The sequence below is a fragment of the Candidatus Methylomirabilota bacterium genome (assembly GCA_027293415.1).
Classification (GTDB): Bacteria; Methylomirabilota; Methylomirabilia; order Methylomirabilales; family CSP1-5; genus CSP1-5.
This window is the reverse complement of record JAPUFX010000192.1, coordinates 12,774-34,813: the sequence shown is the minus strand read 5'-3', so window position 1 is coordinate 34,813 and position 22,040 is coordinate 12,774. Positions and strand designations below refer to the sequence as shown.

Here is a 22,040-nt window from a genome sequence, read left to right as displayed (position 1 = left end):
CCCCTAGGTCTGCTCTGGCTCCTCCTGGGGGGTTTCCTCGCCCACGCCTTCCTCTTCCTCCGTCACCAGGGCCGTCACCGCGCCAACTCGGCCCCTTTCGCCCAAGCCCTGCAGCCGCACCCCCTGTGCCGCCCGACCCGTATCGCGAACCTCTCGAACCGCAAGGCGAGTGATCTTCCCTTCCTGAGAGATCATCATGACCCCGTCATCTTCCCGGACCTGTTTAATCCCCACAACCGGTCCATTCTTGTCGGTCACCCGAATGTTGATGATCCCTTTGCCGCCCCGTCCTTGGAGCCGGTACTCGGGAACATCGGTCCGCTTCCCGAACCCCCGCTCGGTCACGGTCAAAATCTTCGCCTCCTCGGACACGATTTCCATTCCCACCACGTGGTCTCCGCGTCCAAGCTTGATCCCTGTAACCCCTCGGGCTGTCCGGCCCATCGGACGCACATCGCCTTCACGGAATCGGATCGCCATACCCTTCCTGGTCCCCAGGAAGACGTCCTCCGTCCCCCTCGTCATCGCAACACCGATCAGCTCATCCCCCTCATCCAGCGACAAGGCGATGATCCCTCCTGCCCGCGGATGCGCATAGGCGTTGAGTTCCGTCTTTTTCACGACCCCCCGACGCGTGCCCATAATGAGATACCGGTCGACCTCGAACTGGCGGATGGGAATCGTGGTGGTGACATGCTCCCCCGCCTGAAGCTGGAGGAAGTTGGCAATGGCCTTGCCCCGGGCCGCCCGGCCGAGCTGGGGAAGCTCATGGACCTTCAGCCAGTGGACCCGGCCCAGATTGGTGAAGAAGAGCATATAGCTGTGGGTGGTAGCCACAAAGAGGTGCTCCACGTAATCCTCCTCCTTGGTGGCCATGCCGGTCATCCCTTTTCCACCCCGCCGCTGAGCGCGGTACACATTAAGCGGACTTCGCTTGATGTAGCCCCCGTGGGTGACCGTAATCACCATCTCCTCATCGGCCACCATGTCTTCGAGGCTTATCTCGGTCGCCTCCGCCTCGATCTGTGTCCGCCGGGGATCACCATAGGTCTCCTTCAGGGCCACCAGCTCTTCCTTGATGATCTGCCGCACTAGCCCCTCGCTCTGGAGGATGGCCTGTAGCCGCGCGATGGTCTGCAGGATCCCTTGGTACTCTTCCTGGATCTTCTGCTGTTCGAGTGCCGTCAGCCGCTGCAGGCGGAGGTCCAGGATCGCCTGGGCCTGGACCGGGGTCATGGAGAACCGCTGGATCAGTCCTGTCCTGGCATCGTCGACCGTTCGCGAGCGCCGGATCAGGGCGATGACCTCGTCCAGGTGGTTCAGCGCGATCCGGTAGCCCTCGAGGATGTGGGCTCGCTCCTCAGCCTTGCGGAGGTCGAAGCGGGTCCGGCGCAGGACCACCTCTCGGCGGTGATCAATGAATGCTTGCAAGATCTGCTTCAAGGGGCACACCTTCGGCTGGTTATCCACCAGGGCCAGCATGATCACGCCAAAGGTGGATTGCATGGGGGTCTGCTTGTAGAGTTGATTCATGATGAGCCGGGGTGCCTCATCCCGCTTCAGCTCTACGACGATCCGCATCCCTTCGCGGTCTGATTCGTCCCGAAGATCCGACACTCCGTCCAGCCTTCGGTCGCGGACCAGCTCGGCGATCCGCTCGACGAGCTTCGCCTTGTTCACCTGATACGGAAGCTCCGAGATGATAATGCTCTCGCGGCCTCCGCGCCCCTTCTCCACGAAGGCCTTGGCCTGCATCTGAATCAGGCCCCGGCCGGTCCGGTACGCCTCCACGATCCCTGCGCGGCCGCGGATGAGTCCCGCTGTCGGGAAGTCCGGCCCTGGCAGGACCGCCATGAGCTCCTCCAGCGACGCGTCGGGGTTCTCCAACTGAAGGATCGTCGCATCCGTGACCTCACCCAGGTTATGCGGCGGGATGTTGGTGGCCATCCCGACGGCGATTCCCGAGCTCCCGTTGACGAGCAGGTTGGGGATTGCGGCAGGAAGGAGGGCCGGCTCCTTAAGGGTGTCGTCAAAGTTCGGGACAAGGTCGACCGTCTCTTTGTCGATGTCCCGGAGCATTTCCTGGGCGATTCGGGCCAGGCGGACCTCGGTGTATCGCATCGCCGCCGGCGCGTCCCCGTCCACCGATCCAAAGTTCCCCTGCCCGTCGATCAACGGGTACCGCATAGAGAAATTTTGCACCAGGCGGACAAGCGTGTCATAGACGGCGGTGTCGCCATGAGGGTGGTACTTCCCCAGGACCTCTCCGACCACCCGGGCTGCCTTCTTATAGGGGCGATTAAAGGGAAGCCCCAACTCTTGCATCGCGTAGAGCACGCGGCGGTGGACCGGCTTGAGCCCATCCCGGATATCGGGCAGGGCCCTGCCGACGATGACGCTCATGGCGTAGTCGAGGTAGGACCGGCGCATCTCGTCGTGGATGTCGGTCGGCCTCACCTCGCCGATTCGCGGCTGCTCGATCCGATCCTCTGGCACCGCTTGTCCTTTCGCGTATCTAGATATCCAGGTTTACGACTTCCAGGGCGTGCTCTTCTATGAATTGTCGCCGGGGCTCCACCTGCTCTCCCATGAGGGTGGTGAAGATCCGTTCGGCAGCCAGGGCATCCTGCACGGTGACCCGCAAGAGACTGCGGGTCTCCGGGTTCATGGTGGTCTGCCAGAGCTGGTCTGGATTCATCTCGCCGAGGCCCTTGTAGCGCTGGATGGCCATGCCCTTTTTCGCCAGCCCGAGCGCCGCTTCGTACAGCTCTGCCCACGAAGAGGCCTCGGTCCTCTCCCCGTTCGCCTCGATCCGGAAGGGCGGCTTGCCTAAACCCTTGAGGGCTTCCGTCGCCGCCTGTAATTCCCGATACTCGACCGATCCCACCAGTCCTTGGTCGATGACACAACGCGCCCGAGGGCCCCCATCGCCGAGCGTCACCACGAGGCGATGTGCTTCTTCGTCTTCGTCCCACTCAACTTCCCCCTCCGGGCGCCCTTTCTGGTTGCCCTGGGCCTGTAGGGCCTTGAGGAGTCGTTCGCGCAGTCGCGTCACCTTTGCCTCATCCTTGAGCACGCCTTGCAACGTCCCTCCGGCCTGGATCAGCGCATCAATGATATCCGGGTTTCGTCCTCGACGCTCCAGCAGGCGTCGACACTGCTGCCAGGCGGCCATCTTTCGAAGGAGGCCAACAAGCTGCTGCCCCCTCCAAACCGCTCCCTCGGCACCGGCCTGGACCTTGAGCACCTCGGCCGCCGTCTCCAGGAGGAACTCCTCCATGGCCCGGTTGTCCTTGAGGTACCGCTCGGTCTTGCCCCGCTTTACTTTGTAGAGGGGGGGCTGGGCGATGTAGAGGTGTCCGTCGTCCACCACCTGCCTCAGATGCCGGAAGAAAAAGGTCAGGAGAAGTGTCCGGATGTGCTCCCCGTCCACATCTGCATCGGTCATGATGATGACGCGGTGGTACCGGAGCTTGCTGATGTCGAACTCGGGATTGATTCCTGCCCCCATGGCCGAAATGAGCACTCGGATCTCCGCCGAGGAGAGCATTTTATCGATCCGGGCGCGCTCCGTATTCAGGATCTTGCCCCGCAAGGGGAGAATGGCTTGGAACCGCCGATCCCGGCCCTGCTTCGCCGAGCCGCCTGCGGAGTCTCCCTCCACGAGAAAGATCTCGCTCAGCGCCGCGTCCTTCTCAGAGCAGTCGGCGAGCTTTCCCGGGAGGTCAAGGTCGCCAAGGGGACCCTTGCGTCGGGCCAGCTCTTTCGCCTTTCGAGCTGCTTCCCTGGCGCGCGCCGCCTCGACCGCTTTGTCCACGATGCGGCGGCCGATCCCGGGATTTTCCTCCAAGAACTCACCGAGCTTCTCGTTGACGATGGTCTCCACCAGGCCCTTCATGTCCGGATTGTTCAGGCGGGCCTTGGTTTGTCCCTCAAATTGCGGGTTCGTCAGCTTGACACTGATCACGGCGGTCAGCCCCTCCCGGATATCTTCACCGGTCACGCTTGCCTTGAGGTTCTTGAGGAGGTCCCGCCCCGCGGCATAACTGTTGATCGTCCGCGTCAAGGCCGACCGGAAGCCAATCAGGTGGGTGCCGCCGTCATGCGTATTGATGTTGTTGGCAAAGGAAAAGACCGTCTCGGCGTAGCCGTTGTTATACTGAATGGCTATCTCGACAATCGTCCCGTTTCTCGTCTCCTCAATGTGGATCGGTTTAGGGTGGAGTACCGTCTTGTTCTCGTTCAACAGGTCAACAAGCGCCCTGATCCCCCCGGTATAGTAGAATTCCCGGGTCTCATCGGCCCGCTCATCGGCGAGGATGATCCGAAGCCCCTTGTTCAAGAAGGCCAGCTCTCGTAGCCGGTTGCTCAACGTGTCGAGGCTGAAGGTCCGGTCCTCAAAGATCTGCTCGTCCGGAAGAAAGGCGATCCGGGTCCCGCCCTTCCGGGCTTTGCCAATTTCCTCGATCTCTCCCGTCGGCTTGCCTCGCTCGTACCGCTGCAGATATCGTTTTCCCTCGCGCCAGATCTCTACCTCGAGCCACTCGGAGAGTGCGTTCACCACCGAAACGCCCACGCCGTGCAGGCCGCCCGCGACCTTGTACGCGGAGCTGTCGAATTTGCCGCCGGCATGGAGGGTGGTCAACACTACCTCAACGGCGGGCCGACCGGTCGGCTCGTGGAAATCAACCGGAATCCCGCGGCCGTTGTCTACCACCGTGACACTATTGTCGACGTGAATGGTGACCGCGATCCGGTCGCAGAAGCCTGCCATTGCCTCGTCAACGCTGTTGTCCACCACCTCGATCACGAGATGGTGCAGTCCCTCCGGTCCGGTGCCGCCGATGTACATCGCGGGGTGCTTGCGGACCGCTTCAAGCCCCTCCAGGACCTTGATCTGTCCTGCGCCGTAGCTGGCAGCCTCTTGAGGTTCCTGTCGCCTTTCTGTCATCTTTGACACCGCTCCCTTATTGGTTCGGTCCCTGGGTCAGCTCTCACAAAAAAAATCCCTCCGCACCCCATTCGGTGGCCTCCGAGATGAGTAGCCGCGGAAGGACAAATGGACTAGATCCGCATGGGCATAATGACGCAGCTAAACCCCTCCCCTTTCGCCGGTTCGAATACGGCAGGTGACAATGGATCTTGAATGCGCATCTCAACTTCGGTTCGTTCTACCACACCCAAGAAGTCCAGGAGATACTTTGCATTAAAGCCGACGGTGACCTCCGGGCCCTGATAGTCCATGGAGAGCTCTTCCTTTGCCTCACCGAGATCGACATTGGTGCAGGAGATGAGCAGTCGCCCCCCTCTCAGATCCAACACGGTCGGCGTCGCTCGGTCCCCAGCAATGGTGGAAGTGCGGCGAAGCGCTCCTAGGAAATCTTCGCGGCGAACGACGGCTCCTGGGCCGCTGGGAGACGGGAGGACTTGCTCATAGTTGGGAAATTGTCCTTCAATCAACCGACTGATCAGGCGGCTCTGGGGCAGGAGGAAGCCCATCTGGTGACCAAGGGGGATCAATCGGATCTCTCCTGATTCATCTTTGAGCATCTTTCCTAGTTCCACAAGGGCCTTCCGGGGGATGATCGCCTCCAGCATGTCTTGATCCTTTTCTTGATCCTTTGCTGAGTCGAAGGAAGTCGTGACCAGCGAGAGGCGATGACCATCGGTGGCCACAATCCGAAGATCGCTCGCCGTAATTTGCAGCAGGGCTCCGGTCAGGGTTGGTCGCGTTTGGTCTGTCGACACGGCAAAAAGGACCTTGGAGATTATTCCCCGGAGTGTTTCGGCATTCACTGTGATCCCTGTTCCCTCGGCGATTTCAGGAAAGGCGGGAAACTCCTCTGGTGCGGCCCCCTTCAGGCGAAAAACTGATTTTGCGCAAATGATCTCGAGGTTTTGCGGTTCTTGCCAACGCAGATCGATCGAAGTATCGGGGAGTTCCCGCGCGATTTCGTAGAGTTTCTTGCCAGAGACAGCAACTCTTCCCTCATTTTTGACATCCCCGTCGAGGGTAGTTCGTATACTCACGTCGAGATCTGTTCCTGAAATGCTGATAGTATTTTCCTTTGCTTCGAGGAGGAGGTGAGAGAGAATAGGAAGCGTCCTTTTTGCTTCGATCACCCCTTGAATCTGAGCTAGCGTGCTCAGGAATGGCCCTCGAAGCACTTGGATGTGCATTCTTCTCCCCCCCGAAATTCAGTAGGTCAACTTACTATAATAAAGAAAAATAAAATGAGTCGTTGTAGTAGGCTTTGTGGAAAACCGGAAACCAAAGGAAAATCGAGAGTCTGTCTTGGGAGAGAAGGGGGAACAGGTTGTGGATTGGATCGGAGCGCGTCCCCAGCCGCCCATATCCCTCATCTGGTCCACAACCTTCCCCGCTCCATTTCCCTGGTTATCAACGTCTCCCGGTTACGCCCAGCCCTTCGCGACTGGGGATGACGACAGTGTCCGACACCGCACTGCGCTTCACTGGATCGCTTTCCACATGTGTCAAGCCGCGCCCCGCGTGCATTCTACCGCCCCCACCCCCTTTAGATGGTTGTGAGAGCAGCACCGGAGTTACGCACAACATTTTCCACAGCTGTGGAAAACCATAAAACCATTTAAAATCAAACAGTTAGAAAGGCACAACTCGTCGGAGCAGCGCAGAACCCGATCGAGGGGTGGACCAGCCAACCCCACAAGAAATTGTAGCATTTCAGCCAGGGGACCACAACTAGTTTTTGTCTCTAGGCGAGAGAAATGTGGATTGGCGATTGACAATTCGCGTCGAGAAGCATAACATTAAGTGTTTTTGCCGGGTCGGCATCCCAGGGCAGGGAGGAGCGAGTGAAGCGGACGTATCAGCCGAAGCGCGCCAAACGAAAGCGGACCCACGGATTTCGGCACCGGATGAGAACAAAAGCGGGTCGGCGCATCCTGAATCGTCGGCGCGCAAAGGGCAGAAAGCGCCTGACAGTTTAGCAGGCCCATGCATGACGCGGTCGAGGCAGCAAGCGAGGCAGTGCTTTTCGGGGGCGGATCGTATCCGGGGGAGGACCGAGTTCCAGGAAGTCATCCGGCGTGGCGAAAAAGTATCCTGGAAAGGATTCAGCCTCTTTGTGCGCCGTGGCCCCGGAACGAGCCGACGTCTGGGCGTAGCGGTCAGCAGCCGCGTTGGCGGAGCGGTGGCCCGGAATCGCATGAAGCGACGGCTGCGCGAGCACTTCCGGCTCAACAGGGACCGCATGCCAAAAGGACTTGACCTAGTAGTGGTGGTACATCGAGACCTCTCTGAAGTGGACCACAAGACCTTTCGGGCGATTGTGGGGGACCTCTTCAGGCGGGCCGGGATCATCCGGCACCTTCCCCCTCAGCATGCAAAAGAACTCGTCCACACCCACAACTAAGATTGCCCTGAAGTGCATTACCCTCTATCGGCGGTTTATCTCTCCGCTCTTCCCTCCTGCTTGTCGATTTGTCCCCACCTGTTCAGCCTATGCTGAGGAGGCAATAGCGAGATACGGTCCGGCGCGAGGCTTTGTCCTGGCGCTGTGGAGATTGACAAGGTGTCACCCTTTCCATCCCGGGGGGATTGACCCGCTGCGCTGAAGGAACCTCGCACAGCAGGAGATACATCGGAGGAACGAATGGACCAATTGTCGGGTCCTGGCGGAGAAAACCTGGAGCGGAGGGCCATTCTCGCGACGGTTCTGGCCCTGATCGTTCTCCTGGGATATTACGCCTTCTTCATGCCGACTCCACCTCCGCCACTCGCGGAGCCGGAGAAGGCACAGCCAGAGGTCGCCGAGGGGGTGACGCCTCCGGGTTCTACGACGAAACCGGAGCCCCTATCAAAGATCCAGCCGATCAGTGGGCCGCTCAGGCGGGCAGAACGTGAGGAGGAGGTCGTCCTAGAGACCGACCTCCTCAGCGTGACCCTGAGCAATCGCGGAGGTGGGGTGCGGAGCTGGAAGCTCAAACAGTATGAGGAGACTGCCGGCTTCGTCGATCTGGTTGGGGCCCTCCCCGAAGAGGGGGCTCCGCTCCCTTTGGCCACCTCGATCCAGGGGGGAGAGGGGGCCACGGGGCTTTATCGAATCGTGGAAAGGCCCAGGGCCGGCCCCACAGAGCCCCAGCGCGTCGTGATGGAATTTCAGGAGACGAGCGGGATTGTACTGGAGAAGACGGTGATTCTTTACCCGGGGAGCTACCTGGCCGACGTCCAGATTCGATTGAAGAACATCGGGCAGACAGTCACACAAGGCCCCCTGCGCCTGCAGTGGGGCCCCGGGTTTCGTATCGGAATGAACGACAAAGTGGCGGGCCCGGCCACCCCGGCCGCGTGGATTGACGGGAAAGTGGTCTATCCCGAAGCGGAAGAGGCGAGCCAGGAGCTTACCCAGTCAGGAAAGGTCGGCTGGATGGCCCTTCAGGACCTCTACTTTGCTGCAGCGCTGATCCCGGGCGAGGCAGACCCCGCGAGTTTTGTGGCGAAGGATGCTGAGGGCATGCAGATTGTGGGTCTCCTCTACCACGCAATAAGAATCGCCCCCGGGACGGAGAAAAAGGTGGAAATGAAGCTCTACGCCGGGCCCAAGGAGATCACGAGACTCCGCGCGGCAGGCCACAACCTTCGGGAGCTCGTGTACCTCGGCTGGTTCGATTTTTTGGCCAGGCCGGCCCTGTATTTCCTCCAGTTCCTTTACGGATTCATCGGCAATTACGGCGTCGCGATTATCATTATCACCGTGGTGCAGAAGGTGGTCTTTTATCCCCTCACGCAGAAAAGCCATAAGTCGATGCAGGCAATGCAAACGCTTCAGCCCAAGTTGCAGGCGATTAAGGAGCGATACAAGAACAATCCCCAAAAGGTAAATCAGGAGACGATGGATATGTACAAGAAGCACGGGGTGAACCCCCTTGGGGGTTGCCTCCCCATGGTGATTCAGATTCCGATATTCATCGCCCTGTATCGTGCCCTGGGCAGCTCGGTCGAGCTGTGGCACGCCCCCTTCGCGCTGTGGATTACGGACCTATCAGCGCCCGACACCCTTTTCACGATCCCCTTCGGGGCGGATGTGTTTGCAGTCCGCGCCCTCGCCTTGATCATGGGTATCAGTATGTTCATTCAACAGAAGATGAGCCCGACAGGCGGGGATCCTCGCCAAGCAAAGATGATGCTGTATATGATGCCGATCATGTTCACCTTCATCTTCTGGAGTATGCCGTCGGGGCTGGTCCTCTATTGGCTCGTCAACAACGTCCTCCAGATCGGACACCAATACCACATGAATCGGGGGCTCAAGCTGTCACCGGCGACGGGAAAGGCAGAATGAGCGTGGCCCAATCGGACCCGTGTCAGGATACCATCGCCGCGATCGCTACGCCGCCGGGGGAGGGGGGAATCGGGATTGTCCGCCTGAGCGGACCCCAGGCGCTCGAGGTGGCCGCCCGGGTTTTCTCTCCCCATTCGGGAGCCGACCCACGCGAATTCGCTAGCCACACCTTGCACTTGGGCCATGTGGTGGACCCGACCACCGGGGGCCCGGTGGACGAGGCCTACCTGGTACCCATGCGGGCCCCGAGGTCTTTCACAGGCGAGGAGGTGGTGGAGCTGCATGGCCATGGCGGGAGGGTCTCCCTTCAGGCTATCCTGAATATCGTCGTTCGCCACGGGGCGAGGCCCGCGGCACCCGGGGAGTTTACGCGCCGGGCCTTTTTGAACGGCCGGATCGACCTGGCTCAAGCCGAGGCGGTCTTAGAAATCGTGAGGGCCAGGACTGAGGCAGGGCTGAAAGCAGCCATGCGACAGCTTCAAGGGGGACTTTCAGTGCAGGTCCAGGGACTTCGGGGAGACCTGCTCTCCTTGTTGGCCACCCTCGAAGCCTCCGTGGATTTCCCAGAGGAGGGGCTTGATTTTCCAGAGATTGGAGAGATTGAGAAGCAGGTGGACCTCATCGCGGAGGGCCTTCAGGCCTTGATCCAGAAAGCGAGGGAGGGACGCCTGCTGCGAGAGGGGGCAACGGTGGTCATCGCAGGCCGGCCGAATGTGGGGAAGTCGAGCCTCCTGAATGCTCTCCTGGGAAGGGAGCGAGCCATCGTTTCGGGTGTCCCCGGGACTACCAGGGATACCGTGGAGGAGGAATTTCAGATCGGAGGAATTCCGGTCCGGCTGATCGATACCGCAGGGGTTCGCCAAGAGACGGGGGATCCCGTAGAGATGGAAGGGCTACGACGGACCCGGGCGGCCCTGGAGCAGGCCGATCTCACGATCGTCGTCCTGGATGGGAGCGAGGGAATTGCACACCTAGATCTCCAGGCGTGGGCAGAGACGCAGAGTTCGAGGATTCTCGCAGTCAACAAGAGTGATCTCCCGCCCGCCCTGCCGCCCGCCACCTATCAGGAGCGCTTCGGAGTTCAGCCGCGCTTCACCTCAGCCATCACTGGCCAGGGAGTGGAAGCCTTGCGCGACGAGCTGAGGCGAATGCTAGGAGGGGAGGCGGAAACCGAGGCGCTGTTGATGATAGTTCCGAGGCATCGGGAGGCATTGGAGCGGGCGGAGAGACAGATGCTCGGTCTGCGCAGGAGCCTCGGAGAAGGGCCCTCCCCTGACCTGATTGCCCTCGATGTCCGTGGTGCGCATGCTGCGTTAGGCGAGATCCTGGGCGAGACCATGTCGGAGGACCTGTTGGACCAGATTTTTCAGCAATTTTGTATTGGGAAGTAGACCCCCCAAACAGCTGCACATCAGCGTCTCCAGGGGGAGGGGGAAATAAAAAAAGAAAGAAGGAGGAGGAAACAAATAGGGTGGCAAAAGAGTGGAAGTCCTCCCTGGATGAGGCGGCAAAGAAATTCCTCCAGCGCGGGATAACGCGGCTAGGCCTTTCCATCACCGACCAACAATTCGAACTTTTTCTCACGTACCTGCAGGAACTCAAGCGCTGGAATCGGAGGGCGAACCTCGTCGGGTTTCGAACCGATGAGGCGCTCGTCCGACACGGGATCCTGGAATCCCTGAGCCTCTTGAAGGCATTTCGCTTCCGGCCTGACCTTCGGCTCATTGACATCGGCAGTGGTGCGGGCCTTCCGGGCATTCCTCTCAAAATTGCCACCCCCGACCTTACGATTACCCTTGTGGAGGCCACGGGAAAAAAGGCCTCCTTTCTGAGGCAGGCTGTCCGCCTCCTCCAGCTCTCTCGCATCTCTGTGCTTCACACCAGGGCGGAATTGCTTCTGTCCGATCCAATCCATCGAGGGGCCTATGATCTGGTGACGGCCAGGGCTGTGGCGAGGCTGCCGGCGGTCGTCACCCTCTGCGCCCCTTTTCTGAAGACGGGGGGACATCTCCTTCTCCCCGTAGGGCCCCAATGGCCGAGGGAGGCAGAGACCCTCAGGCGCCCCGATCTCAGAATTGAGGGAGCGATGCCCACGAGTGGCGATCGACACCTTCTGGTGATGGTGAAGACGGACAGTGTTTCACGTGAAACACCGGTTCCGGCACGCCGCGGACGTTCCACGTGAAACATTTTCCTTTCCCCCCCGAGGAGCGACGTGCTATCTTCCGGGCAATGCGAAACGGAGGACGCGGAGGATATTGGTGGCACGGGTGATCGCGGTCACCAATCAGAAGGGAGGAGTAGGAAAGACCACCACCGCCGTAAACCTGGCTGCCTGTCTCGCTGCCGCCGAGAAACGCACCGTTTTAGTAGACATCGATGCGCAGGGAAACGCCACCTCCGGACTGGGTATTTCCCGGCAGGGACCGGGGCCTTATCTGTACGAGGTTCTCATCGGGAAGGCCAAGGCCGCTGAGGCGCTCCGCCCTTCCGAGATCCCTGGGCTCGATGTGCTCCCGTCAGACCCCGCCCTGCTGGGGGCGGAGATCGAGCTGGTGCGGGAGGAGGGGCGGGAGCGAAAACTAAAGGAAGCGATCGAGGAACTCCTTGGTGAGTATTCGTATGTCCTGGTCGATTGCCCCCCTTCCCTGGGTCTCTTGACCCTGAATGCCTTGACAGCAGCCCACTCCATCCTCATCCCTTTACAGTGCGAGTATTACGCCCTGGAAGGACTGACTCACCTGTTGAGGACGCTCCGCCTTGTCCGCCGCTCTTTTAATCCGGGCCTCATGATCGAGGGAGTCGTCTTTACCATGTATGACAGCCGCCTGACCCTCAGCCGGCAGGTGGTGGAGGACGTTCGGAGGAACTTTCCGGGACGGGTCTTCGAGACCCTGATCCCAAGGAACATCCGTCTGAGCGAGGCGCCGAGCTTCGGGAAGCCAATCATCCTCTACGATATCCGCTCGGCCGGGGCGGAGGCGTATCTCAAGCTCGCAAAGGAGGTGATCGATGGGACGGCAGGCACTCGGCCGGGGGCTTGAGGCCCTCATCCCCCCCGAAAAGCCAGGACCGCGGGCAGTCGAGATCCCGTTAACGGAGATCCGCCCTAGCCCCTTTCAACCCAGAAGACGCTTTGATGATAATAAATTAGAGGACCTTGCCGCCTCGATCCGCGGGCACGGAGTCCTCTCCCCCGTTATAGTGCGACAAAGCCAAGACGGCTACGAACTTATTGCGGGGGAGCGGCGCGTCCGCGCTGCCGAGCGCGCGGGGCTCGAGCGGATTCCAGCCGTGATTCGGGATGCATCCAACGCGGAGATGCTGGAGGTTGCCCTGATCGAGAACCTCCAGCGGGAAGACCTCAACCCCGTTGAGGAAGCGGACGTCTATCGCCGGTTGGTTGAAGAGTTTGGGCTGACCCAGGAGGAGGTGGCCACAAGGGTTGGAAGGGATCGCGCCTCCGTTGCCAATACGTTACGCCTTCTTAAGCTTCCCACAAGGATCCAGGAGGACTTGATCGAAGGGACCCTTTCTGCCGGCCACGTCCGCGCGCTGTTGGGCCTGGAGGGTCGGGTCCACCAGCTGAAAGCACGGGAGTCGATCATCAGGCGCAGCCTTTCGGTTCGGGCTACGGAGCTTTTGGTAAAGCGACTCAAGGCTGGTCCCGCGGAAAGGCATCAAAAACTCACCCGGCACGGTCCGGAGTTGGCCTCTGTGGAAGAGCAGTTGCGGCGGGCCTTGGCCACAAAGGTTCGGATCGTCCGAAGTGGCCGCCGTGGCCGGATCGAGGTGGAATTTTACTCCGACGAGGATCTGGACCGGCTCATCCAAAAAATCTGCGGATAAAGCATCCTATGCGCCCCACGCACCGGGCCTTGGTGATCTTCCTCGCTGCGGGAGTCGGAACCTGGCTTGGGGCGATGGTCTTTCTCAGCTTCGCGGTAGCGCCTACTGCCTTTGCCATCCTCGAAAGTCGCCATCAGGCCGGCGACCTGGTGGCTACAACCCTGAACATTCTATACCTGGCGGGGTATATCCTCGGTCCGACCTTTGTGTTTGTCAGTGTCGCGACTCGACCCCTTGCACGGCCGCTCCTGTGGGGGCTTCGGACGATTCTGCTCATCCTGATGACCGCGTCAACACTCATTTCTCGGGAGATGGTGGGATCAAAGCTGTTAAGCCTCCGCCAAGCCATGGGAACAATGATCGAGAAAGTCCCTGCTGACGACCCGATGCGGCTCCTGTTTCAGCAGTGGCATCAAATATCCGTTCTCCTCATGCTTTTCAACATCGTGGCCGCCACCGTTGTTCTGTTCCTGCTCTACTTTGAAGGATTTAGAGAAGCTCGGGGCTAGCGGTGCGATGATTGCTCTCCAGCCACCCTCGCGCAGGAGCAGCCACTCAAGTCCCACCGTCATGATGAAGTACGCCCGCCGGCCTCACGGCCGTGCCGGCAACCACACAAACCCTTTATTTTCAATGGCTTATGTGAAAAGCCCTTCGGAATAATACAAGACCCCCCGTTTCCTCATGGACGCGGGGGGTCGGCCAAGCGGGGGGCCTGTTACATTTCTTCTTCGCCAATCCAGGGAATGAGTGGTCCTGTGGCGTACTGCAGTGTTCCCTGACAAGCTCCGTGGGCATACTCGAAAAGGTCGCCCGCCTGGACCGGACGCTTTTGGGGCTCTAAGAACACGGGGCGGACCTCGGCGTCGGTTAGCTCAAATAATGCGTTGCACTCCTCGCAGGTGTACGACCGACGGACCGACCTCTCGTCAACCGGCATGGCCTTCCCTTGCTCAGCCATCGAGTCAATGTAATCACCGATGAGTTGTTCTGTCTCCTCTGGAAGGTCGACAAATTCCATCCCGGTGTTGAAGATCAAAACCATCTCACTGTCCGCGTTCAGTCCTTGCCGAACGACCGCGGACCAGACCACGCGGGACCGCAGTTTCACCTTGTTCCCATTTAGCTCGAGCTCCAAAGAAGAAGTGGAGCCCGGTCGGACAACATCGTCATGCTCGATCAGCGCCCCCCTACGACTGATATTCATGAGAAGGGCCTCGTAGGTAGAAGTTACCCGCCCCCTGGTCTCTTCTGCTACAAAGAATCGGACGCATTGCCTTCGGTCTGCTGCTTTTTCCCCCGTCGATTTTTTCTTCGCTGCTTTTTCCCCCATGGTCGCTCCTCTATCGCGGCCCCCAGAGCGGGGGTGCCCGCCCCTCCCCACGTATCACAAGCCATTATTGCAATGCCAGTTCAGCAATCTATGTGCCAATCGAGAGGCGCATTACGGATGCACGCCGCTCAGGGACGATGACGCTCTTTGCTCCTAATCTCTCTCCTGTTATGAACACCCGGAACCCCAAGCCACGTTTATTCAGCAACTAGTTGTTTTTCGGGGGCGGAAGTCCAGTTAGGCACAAAGCTTGCTGTCGGTAAGTGCCGAAGGGGCCGGCTTGCGATCTGTGCCCAGGGCCGCTTCGATCCTTGTGGCCTGCAAGGCAAGGAGCGGGCGGACTGACGGCGAGGAGGAGGATCGATGCACAGAGGGAACTATATCGGCGGAAGGTGGATCGATGCCCGAGGCGGAGGGATGTTCGAGAGTCGAAACCCAGCAAACACCGAGGAGGTCTTAGGATCCTTTCCCATGTCCCATCGCAATGAGGCAGAACGGGCGGTCGCCTCGGCGAAGGCGGCCTTTCCCGGCTGGCGTGCGCTCTCGCGGATAGCGCGAGGAGAGCTCCTTGATCGGTTTATCGAAGTCATAAAAGTCGAGACGGACGAGATGGCCAGGTTGGTAGCGAAGGAGGCGGGCAAGTCCCTGAACGAGGCAAAGGCCGAGGTCGTCGAGGGGATCCATATGGCGCAGTACATGTTCGGACATGCGCGGATGCCCCATGGAGAGGTCGTGGCGTCGGAGATCAGCGAAAAGGACGCCACTATGCTGCGAAAACCGAAGGGAGTGGTGGCGGTCATCACACCCTGGAACTTCCCCGTTGCCATCCCCATCTGGCTCATCACTCCTTCCCTTGTTCAGGGGAACACGGTGGTCTTTAAGCCCTCGGAAGAGACACCGCTGGTGGGGCAAAAGCTGGTCGAGTGCTTTGAGCGTGCCGGGCTCCCATCCGGGGTTTTGAACCTGGTTCATGGGATGGGGGAAGAGGTGGGGTGGCCCTTGGTCGTGCATCCAGATGTCGAGGTGGTCCTCTTTACTGGCTCGTATGCGGTGGGCGCGCGGATCAAGGAGGCCTGCGCAATGGACTATCGCAAGATGTGCGCCTGCGAGATGGGGGGGAAGAATGCGATGGTCGTCTGCCAGGACGCCGATCTCGAGATAGCGGTCCGCGCGGCGGTGCTGAGCGCCTTCAAGACCACAGGCCAACGCTGCACCTCCGCCTCGCGCCTCATCGTCCATGAGAGTCGGTTGGCGGAGTTTGCCAAGGCCTTTGCCTCCATGGCAAAGCGGATCGTCATTGGCGACCCCCTGGATGAACAGGTCTTCATGGGACCCCTGATCAATGAAGCGGCGGCGAAAAAGGTCGGCTTCTACAACGAGCTGGCCAAAAAGGAGGGGGCAGACGTTCTTGTCGAGGGGGGGCGTATGGAAAAGGGCAAGCACCGCAACGGACACTTCTTTAGCCCCTTCATCTATCGGATGCCCCACCGCCGTGATGCCCGCGTGCTGCACGAGGAAGTCTTTGGTCCCCACGTGGCCCTGATTCCCTTCCGGACACTGGACGAGGCCGTCGCCATTCACAACGATGTGGAGTACGGCCTCAGCTTTTCGGTGATCACCGAGGATTACCGGACCGCTCGGTTCCTCCGCGAGGCCTGCGAGTTCGGGATCGGCTACTGGAACCTCCCGACCATCGGGGCCGAGGTTCATCTCCCCTTCGGCGGGGTGAAAAAGAGCGGGACGGGAACGCCCGCGTCCTGGCCCTTGCTGGATTTGGTGACCCACAAGGTGGCCTGGACCGTAAATCACGACCGCGAGATCAAGATGGCGCAAGGGATGAGCGCCGAGGTGTGAGCGCGGATCGCGAGAGATCATGAGAGACTGGGCAAAACTCGAGCAACAGTATTTCATGGACACCGGACATCGGCGTCTCGGAATCACCGTTGTGCGCGGAGAGGCAGCCAAGGTCTGGGATGAGGCAGGGCGCGAGTATCTCGACTTCATCGCCGGTTGGGCTGCCTGCAGCATTGGGCATTGCCACCCGGTCATCCTGAATGCCCTCGAAGAGCAAGGGGGACGTCTCATCCTGGCTGGCTACGACGTCTACACAATCCCGCAAATCGAATTAGCAGAGCTCCTCACGTCGGCGAGCGGGCTGCAGAAGGTTTTCTTCTGTAACAGCGGGGCCGAGGCCAACGAGGGGGCGGTGAAGCTGGCGCGGAAATACGGGAAGCTCCACTTGAACGGTGCCTTTGAGGTGATCTCGGCCCTCCGTGGATTTCATGGCCGGACGTTGGCCATGGTGGCAGCGACCGGAAAGCCAGAGCACCAGAAACCCTTCACGCCACTTCCGGCAGGATTCACACATGTTCCCTTCAACGATGTCCAGGCGCTTCGGGCAGCCGCGAAAGACACAACCTGCGCTATCCTCTTAGAGCCGATTCAGGGGGAGGGAGGGGTGAATATCCCGGATGACGGGTACTTGAAGGAGGTCCGACGGCTCTGCGACGAGCGAGGAATCCTGCTCATCCTGGACGAGGTTCAAACCGGGTGCGGGCGAACAGGGACCCTCTGGGGCCACGAGCAGTTTGGCGTGAAGCCGGACATCATGACTCTTGGGAAGGGGTTGGGCGGCGGCGTGCCCATCGGGGCGATCCTGGTTAACGAACGGGCTGCCTGCTTTGGCCCAGGAGATCACGGCTCTACCTTTGGCGGGAATGCTCTGTGCACTGCGGTGGCTGCCGCGGTCTTCCAATATATCCTGCAAGAGGATCTCCCAGGCAATGCAGCCCGTGTGGGGACCTACTTCCGGGACAGGCTCTTGGACCTCCAGGAGAAATACGAGGCGGTAAAGGCGGTTCGAGGGCGGGGACTTCTTGTGGCACTGGAGTTTAATGAGCCGATCGCATTGCCGGTCGTTCAGGCCTGCCGTGAGCTCGGACTTTTGGGAAACCCGCTTCCGCCACATACGATCCGGTTCATGCCTCCGCTGATCATTGAACCCCACGATGTGGACCGGGCCATCGCGATTCTGGAAGCGGCGATAAAGCAAGTCGCCTCGCTCGGAAACTAATATCGGCGGTCCGTACCAGAAGCGGGGACGTAAAGTACTTGATGGCCCGAAAAGAAGCCCAAGCACTCCTTCGGTAAGGGGCCACATTCCGTTGTTCTAATTCCTCGTTGGCTCTCGCGAGAGCCGAAAAATCCAGTCCCAGTGCTGCCCCGCCCGGTTCACGACGGCTGGAACGTCCTTGTCAAGCAAGAATCCTTGCTTGACGAGTGAGCGGGCGGCGCGCTCCACCGACCTGAGATAATCTTTCTTGTCATTGTATAGGCTCTCGATGCTTGGGCGCGGATCGCCCGTTTGACGACGTTCCGCCTCTGTTTTCGGCAATGGGATGTAGGTACCGAGAAAGTCCGTGAGTTCGTCCGTCGCTCCTGGAAAACCTGTCCGCAGGTTCCACGGAGTGTATGTGGCAAGCGGTACAAGAATCTCAACACTCCGCACGCCTCCGAGCTCATTTCCAAATGTATTGACCTGGGGGACCAGAATCGGAAACGGCTTGCCAAGTTCAGGTGGTTGACGATCAATGATCCCCTCCTGCCAGCGGGGACCGTAGTTCACTCGGTAGGCTTCATGGGCCACTTGTGGAAACGTGACACCGCGCAACGTTGGAAACTTGAGCTGGGCAATCGGGACCAAGGTTCCAGCATCGATTCGTGGATATGCACTGGGCGGGGGCTCGGTATGGTCCCGCACCCACGCTACCATCCTCGCAAGGAGCGCCCGCATCGTGTATAGGAAGTTCAGTGGGTTGCCACGGTATGCCCGAGAGCCTGGCAGCTTGCTGTCGGGCGGAAAGCGGCCGACAAAATGCTGACCGCTCGCGAGGTGGTACATGCGCTCGTTGGGATAGGGCTCGATATCTCTCGCCCCATCGGTCGTCGTATGAATCAGGGACGCCGCCCTTCCCCAGTACTCATACCCGGTGTTCGTATAAAAGATTTTCGGAAGATGATCCGAGTTGTCCATGTGCGTGAAGAGCCCGGTTTTCAGGCCAGTTTCTGGATCGGTCTGGGTCCGGCTGGTGAACGGAAAGATATCGGTAGGATAGAAAAAGGATGAGTATCGATGAGCATCCCGTGAGGGCTGTGCAAATCGGTGATTGAAGCTCCCCCGCCCGGCACCCGCCGTGTGAATGATCAGGCCGTCAAAGACCTTCCGCCCGTGCTCGTCCGTATTGAACCCCTGATAGAGGAACTGGCGGAGGAATCGTCCGGATTGTGAGATGCCGATGGCAATCCCATTTTTCACCGGGAACAAACCGGCGGGATCATACTTGGCATACGACATCATGTCGCGAACCGCCGCCAATCCGAGACCAACCACTTTCGGATCCTGGGCGCGGTACACCAGCTCGTAGATCTTCCCCGCCTCGAAACTCGATTCCTTATATATGATGGTGCAACTCGAGACCACGCGTCCGTTTTCCTCGCGCGCAAAGCGCCACTCATGCCTCGGTACGGTTCGACGAGGTGTCAGTCGACCGTCCCGGACCGTCAACACGTTGTCTGCGTGGTTCGGGTCAGAGACGGGATAGGCGATATGGTTTCGGTGGCCAAGGGCGAGCGTCTTAGTTGGTCGATCGACGGTCCAGTCGCTTCGGACAAGACCTTGAATCGGGCGGTTTCCCTCTCGCGCCACCGGCACATGGAGTCGGAGCAAGCATTTGCGGGGCGGCACATCATGTTGCCAGCCGACCCAGATGATGGTGAGACCGAGCCGCATCAGGAATCCATCCCCGAAGTGCGGCTCGAGCCTCGGATCGCGTGTCCAGGTCCCGCTGTTGAAGTATGGGAGCACGGCCTTGCCTCCACGGTTGCTTACTTCGAGTAATGCCGTCCCACCACCGCGTACGGGATTTTTGGGCCGCAGTACCATGAAGTTCGCCCTTGCCTCCACGAGTCCGTCGGCATTGCGCGGGGCTTTGTTGAGGTCGACGATCCTGGTGTTTTTGGGGTTGGTAGGGTCGAAGGAGAAGGAGATCTTGCCGACGATCTTTTCATAAGGCCCGGCGGTGCCGAAGGTGCGACCGTTTAGGATGGTTTCTCGCCTGTCGACGACGACGCGGGCAACACGGGCGGCGGTAAGCGTAGGGTTCAGCGTGACCGCTGCAAGGATAAGGAAAAAGTGAAGCCACCTGGCCATAAAGACCCTTCTCCTTCTCTGGCGATATCAACGCTGTTACAATACCGGCGCCGGAAGCGTCTGTACAGGACGGAGGAAAGGAGGGCCCCGTGAGAAGATTGGTGAAAAAGAGTCATGCCATTGTGTTGCTGATGGGTGTCATCTGCTTCAGTATCGCCGCCGCTCAAGCCCCGGATGCGTCTGAGGGCGTGGTCAAATATCGGCAAAGCGTGATGAAGTCCCACGCGGCACACATGAGTGCCATGGGTCGCATCGTCCAAGGGCAGGTTCCTTTTACGGAGCATGTGGCCGATCATGCCGCCGCCATTCGCAGCACGAGCAAGATGATCCCCCAGATTTTCCCCGAGGGGAGCGGTACGGGTGAGACCCGGGCGAAGCCCGACATCTGGCAGAAGCGGAGTCAGTTCGAGCAGGCAGCACTAACGCTTCAGCAGGAAAGCGCCAAGCTTGTCGAGGTCGCCCAGGGCGGGGACATGAAGGAGATTACCGTGCAATACCTGGCGGTTGCAAAGGCATGCAAGGGGTGCCATAAACCCTTTCGCAAGCGGAAATGAAGCACAGCAGTGGGTTCCTAGCCCTCATCCTGCTCCTCTTCTTTGCTGTCCAGGCCTTGTCCGGCGAGGCTGATGGGGTGAAGCGCGGCGAGTACATCTTCCGTGCGACTGGCGGCTGCACTTGCCACACCGAAGAGGAGGTGGGTGCGTTCTTGAGCGGGGGACGGGCGATTCAAACCCCTTTCGGCACCCTTTATGGCACGAATATCACACCGGATGAAGAGACAGGAATCGGGGACTGGGGGGAACCAGACTTCGTGCGCGCTATGCGCGAGGGCGTGTCACCTCGGGGTGCCCACTATTTTCCAGTCTTCCCTTACACGTCCTTCACGCGGATTCGACATCAGGATCTGCTGGACCTCAGGGCCTATCTCTTGACTGTCGCGCCGGTACGGAAGGAAAACCGAGCCCACGAAGTACAACCCCCCTTCAGTTGGCGCCCGCTTTTGTGGGGCTGGAAGCTCCTGAACTTCAGACCGGGAGAGTTTGAGGAGGATCCGGCGCGGTCTGCCGAATGGAACCGCGGCGCGTATCTGGCACAAGCGCTCGGCCATTGCGAAGAGTGCCACACACCCCGCAACCTCCTCGGGGGACTCAAAAAGAACATGGCCTATGCCGGGTCCCGGCAGGGCCCGGAGGGAGAGGCTGTATCCAATATCACCCCCGATGTGGAGACGGGAATCGGAACATGGACCGTTGAGGATGTAGTCTTTTTGCTCAAAACGGGTTTCAAGCCCTCCGGTGACGATGTCCAGGGCCTGATGGCCGAGATGATCGACAACGGCTTCAAGCATCTCAGCGATGACGATCTGCGCGCCATCGCGGTCTATCTCCGCTCTTTACCGCCTGTTCGAAACGAGGTTCCGTCTCGGGAGAAGGAGGCAGGGAATATCTCAGAGGGAAAGGCATCGGGGATGAAGAGCGAGAACGGTCAGGACTGAAGGGCGTTTGTCGGGCCGACTTCACGGAGGTCAATGCGGGTCCAGGTGTGCAAGAGACGAGAGGGGGCGAGGAGTATCCTGAGCTCCTTGGTCTCTTCCTGCCAGGTCTCGGAAGGGAGCTTTTGTAGGATGGCCTCGGGATCCTCGTAGAGTCGTGTCATGAGTTGGTTGGCCTTTCCCAAGAACCAGGTAACCCGCTTATCCAGCCTGCGCCTTACCGCGGGTCGGAAGAGGCGAGCTAAGGCATCGAATAGACCGGAGTCCAACCGGACATAACCCGTAACGGTGTTCTGCACATAAGGGGAGTTGCTATCTTTTCCCGCGGAATACTGCATCACAATTGCGATGCGGCCAGGGATACGGAAGATCCCCTTCTTATACTTCCCTTTCGCATACACGACCATTCGTCCCGGTTCTGCGCGTAGGATCGCGAAATGGGCCGTGAGTCCGTCATGGTCATTCACCCAGTACTCCGCCTCTCCCCGACGCTCCACTGTATATTTCAGCAGACCTGCAGCCTGCGCGAGACTCGCGGCAAAATCGGGGTGTGTCGAAAGATACTCAAAAACCGCCTGTTCACCGTACAGACGGAGGCCGCTTATCTGCCGGCGGAGAGTGGAGTCTTCCACGACCTCCCTCAGAGACGGTCCTTGCTCGCCTCGGAGCAGATCTTCGGGAAAGGACTGGGTTGTCCCCCCCGAAGCAACCGCCGTGAAAAGGACCAGGATGAGGACGCATCCGCTCTTTTTGGCCCGCATTGTGCACCTCTTGAGCCTGAATCATATCAGAGGGGGATCGGGACATCAATCTTAGGACGGGTTTGACAGGGGT

Annotated in this window: 19 protein-coding genes; 13 read left to right on the top strand and 6 right to left on the bottom strand. The window is 59.7% G+C overall.

Features of this window, described 5'->3' with window-relative positions; all coding sequences use genetic code 11:
• Window positions 1-3: 3 nt before the first annotated feature.
• The 3 genes from gyrA to dnaN all read right to left on the bottom strand — a co-directional run bounded on the left by gyrA (window position 4) and on the right by dnaN (window position 6,180).
• Window positions 4-2,496 (bottom strand): DNA gyrase subunit A, encoded by a 2,493-nt coding sequence (gene gyrA, locus O6929_13205; protein MCZ6481337.1) that lies wholly within the window; start codon window positions 2,494-2,496, stop codon window positions 4-6.
• A 19-nt stretch (window positions 2,497-2,515) separates the two neighbouring features.
• Complete coding sequence (gyrB, locus tag O6929_13200) at window positions 2,516-4,951, bottom strand: DNA topoisomerase (ATP-hydrolyzing) subunit B (GenBank protein ID MCZ6481336.1); 2,436 nt, start codon at window positions 4,949-4,951, stop codon at window positions 2,516-2,518.
• 113 nt (window positions 4,952-5,064) lie between these two features.
• A complete protein-coding gene (gene dnaN / locus O6929_13195) occupies window positions 5,065-6,180 on the bottom strand; it encodes a DNA polymerase III subunit beta (GenBank protein MCZ6481335.1) in 1,116 nt (371 codons plus the stop codon).
• 654 nt (window positions 6,181-6,834) lie between these two features.
• Here dnaN and rpmH point away from each other — a divergent pair.
• The 9 genes from rpmH to O6929_13150 all read left to right on the top strand — a co-directional run bounded on the left by rpmH (window position 6,835) and on the right by O6929_13150 (window position 13,681).
• Complete coding sequence (gene rpmH / locus O6929_13190; protein MCZ6481334.1) at window positions 6,835-6,969, top strand: 50S ribosomal protein L34; 135 nt, start codon at window positions 6,835-6,837, stop codon at window positions 6,967-6,969.
• An 11-nt stretch (window positions 6,970-6,980) separates the two neighbouring features.
• Complete coding sequence (gene rnpA, locus O6929_13185) at window positions 6,981-7,394, top strand: ribonuclease P protein component (GenBank protein ID MCZ6481333.1); 414 nt, start codon at window positions 6,981-6,983, stop codon at window positions 7,392-7,394.
• Complete coding sequence (gene yidD / locus O6929_13180) at window positions 7,363-7,596, top strand: membrane protein insertion efficiency factor YidD (GenBank protein MCZ6481332.1); 234 nt, start codon at window positions 7,363-7,365, stop codon at window positions 7,594-7,596. The genes rnpA and yidD overlap by 32 nt, the downstream gene beginning before the upstream one ends.
• Before the next feature lie 38 nt (window positions 7,597-7,634).
• Window positions 7,635-9,323, top strand: a complete 1,689-nt coding sequence (gene yidC, locus O6929_13175; protein MCZ6481331.1) for a membrane protein insertase YidC — start codon at window positions 7,635-7,637, stop codon at window positions 9,321-9,323.
• A complete protein-coding gene (gene mnmE, locus O6929_13170; protein ID MCZ6481330.1) occupies window positions 9,320-10,714 on the top strand; it encodes a tRNA uridine-5-carboxymethylaminomethyl(34) synthesis GTPase MnmE in 1,395 nt (464 codons plus the stop codon). The genes yidC and mnmE overlap by 4 nt, the downstream gene beginning before the upstream one ends.
• Window positions 10,715-10,794: 80 nt before the next feature.
• Window positions 10,795-11,508: a 16S rRNA (guanine(527)-N(7))-methyltransferase RsmG gene (gene rsmG, locus O6929_13165; protein ID MCZ6481329.1), complete on the top strand. Its 714-nt coding sequence runs from the start codon at window positions 10,795-10,797 to the stop codon at window positions 11,506-11,508.
• 76 nt (window positions 11,509-11,584) lie between these two features.
• Entirely contained in the window at window positions 11,585-12,367 is a 783-nt protein-coding gene (locus O6929_13160; GenBank protein ID MCZ6481328.1) for a ParA family protein, read from the top strand.
• On the top strand, window positions 12,336-13,172 hold the full coding sequence (locus O6929_13155; protein ID MCZ6481327.1) for a ParB/RepB/Spo0J family partition protein: 837 nt from the start codon (window positions 12,336-12,338) through the stop codon (window positions 13,170-13,172). Before O6929_13160 ends, O6929_13155 begins: the two co-directional genes overlap by 32 nt.
• An 8-nt stretch (window positions 13,173-13,180) precedes the next feature.
• The gene (locus O6929_13150; protein MCZ6481326.1) at window positions 13,181-13,681 is read left to right on the top strand and encodes a DUF4149 domain-containing protein; all 501 of its coding nucleotides are present in this window, start codon (window positions 13,181-13,183) and stop codon (window positions 13,679-13,681) included.
• A 209-nt stretch (window positions 13,682-13,890) separates the two neighbouring features.
• Here the strand turns inward: O6929_13150 and O6929_13145 are convergent, their stop codons facing one another.
• Complete coding sequence (locus O6929_13145; protein MCZ6481325.1) at window positions 13,891-14,505, bottom strand: PilZ domain-containing protein; 615 nt, start codon at window positions 14,503-14,505, stop codon at window positions 13,891-13,893.
• Between the two features lie 363 nt (window positions 14,506-14,868).
• Between O6929_13145 and O6929_13140 the strand changes: the two genes are divergently transcribed.
• Together O6929_13140 and O6929_13135 are read left to right on the top strand one after the other, a co-directional pair.
• Window positions 14,869-16,359 (top strand): aldehyde dehydrogenase family protein, encoded by a 1,491-nt coding sequence (locus O6929_13140; GenBank protein MCZ6481324.1) that lies wholly within the window; start codon window positions 14,869-14,871, stop codon window positions 16,357-16,359.
• A 19-nt stretch (window positions 16,360-16,378) separates the two neighbouring features.
• Window positions 16,379-17,578 (top strand): aspartate aminotransferase family protein, encoded by a 1,200-nt coding sequence (locus tag O6929_13135; GenBank protein ID MCZ6481323.1) that lies wholly within the window; start codon window positions 16,379-16,381, stop codon window positions 17,576-17,578.
• Window positions 17,579-17,674: 96 nt separating this feature from the next.
• Here O6929_13135 and O6929_13130 read toward each other — a convergent pair whose 3' ends face one another.
• Window positions 17,675-19,714: an alpha/beta hydrolase domain-containing protein gene (locus O6929_13130; GenBank protein ID MCZ6481322.1), complete on the bottom strand. Its 2,040-nt coding sequence runs from the start codon at window positions 19,712-19,714 to the stop codon at window positions 17,675-17,677.
• Between the two features lie 89 nt (window positions 19,715-19,803).
• Between O6929_13130 and O6929_13125 the strand changes: the two genes are divergently transcribed.
• Window positions 19,804-20,268 carry a cytochrome c gene (locus O6929_13125; protein MCZ6481321.1) on the top strand — a complete coding sequence of 155 codons (465 nt, stop codon included), beginning with the start codon at window positions 19,804-19,806 and terminating at the stop codon, window positions 20,266-20,268.
• Window positions 20,265-21,209 (top strand): cytochrome c, encoded by a 945-nt coding sequence (locus O6929_13120; GenBank protein ID MCZ6481320.1) that lies wholly within the window; start codon window positions 20,265-20,267, stop codon window positions 21,207-21,209. The genes O6929_13125 and O6929_13120 overlap by 4 nt, the downstream gene beginning before the upstream one ends.
• Here O6929_13120 and O6929_13115 read toward each other — a convergent pair.
• A complete protein-coding gene (locus O6929_13115; protein ID MCZ6481319.1) occupies window positions 21,200-21,967 on the bottom strand; it encodes a hypothetical protein in 768 nt (255 codons plus the stop codon). The two genes, O6929_13120 and O6929_13115, sit on opposite strands and share 10 nt — an antisense overlap.
• Between the last annotated feature and the right edge of the window lie 73 nt (window positions 21,968-22,040).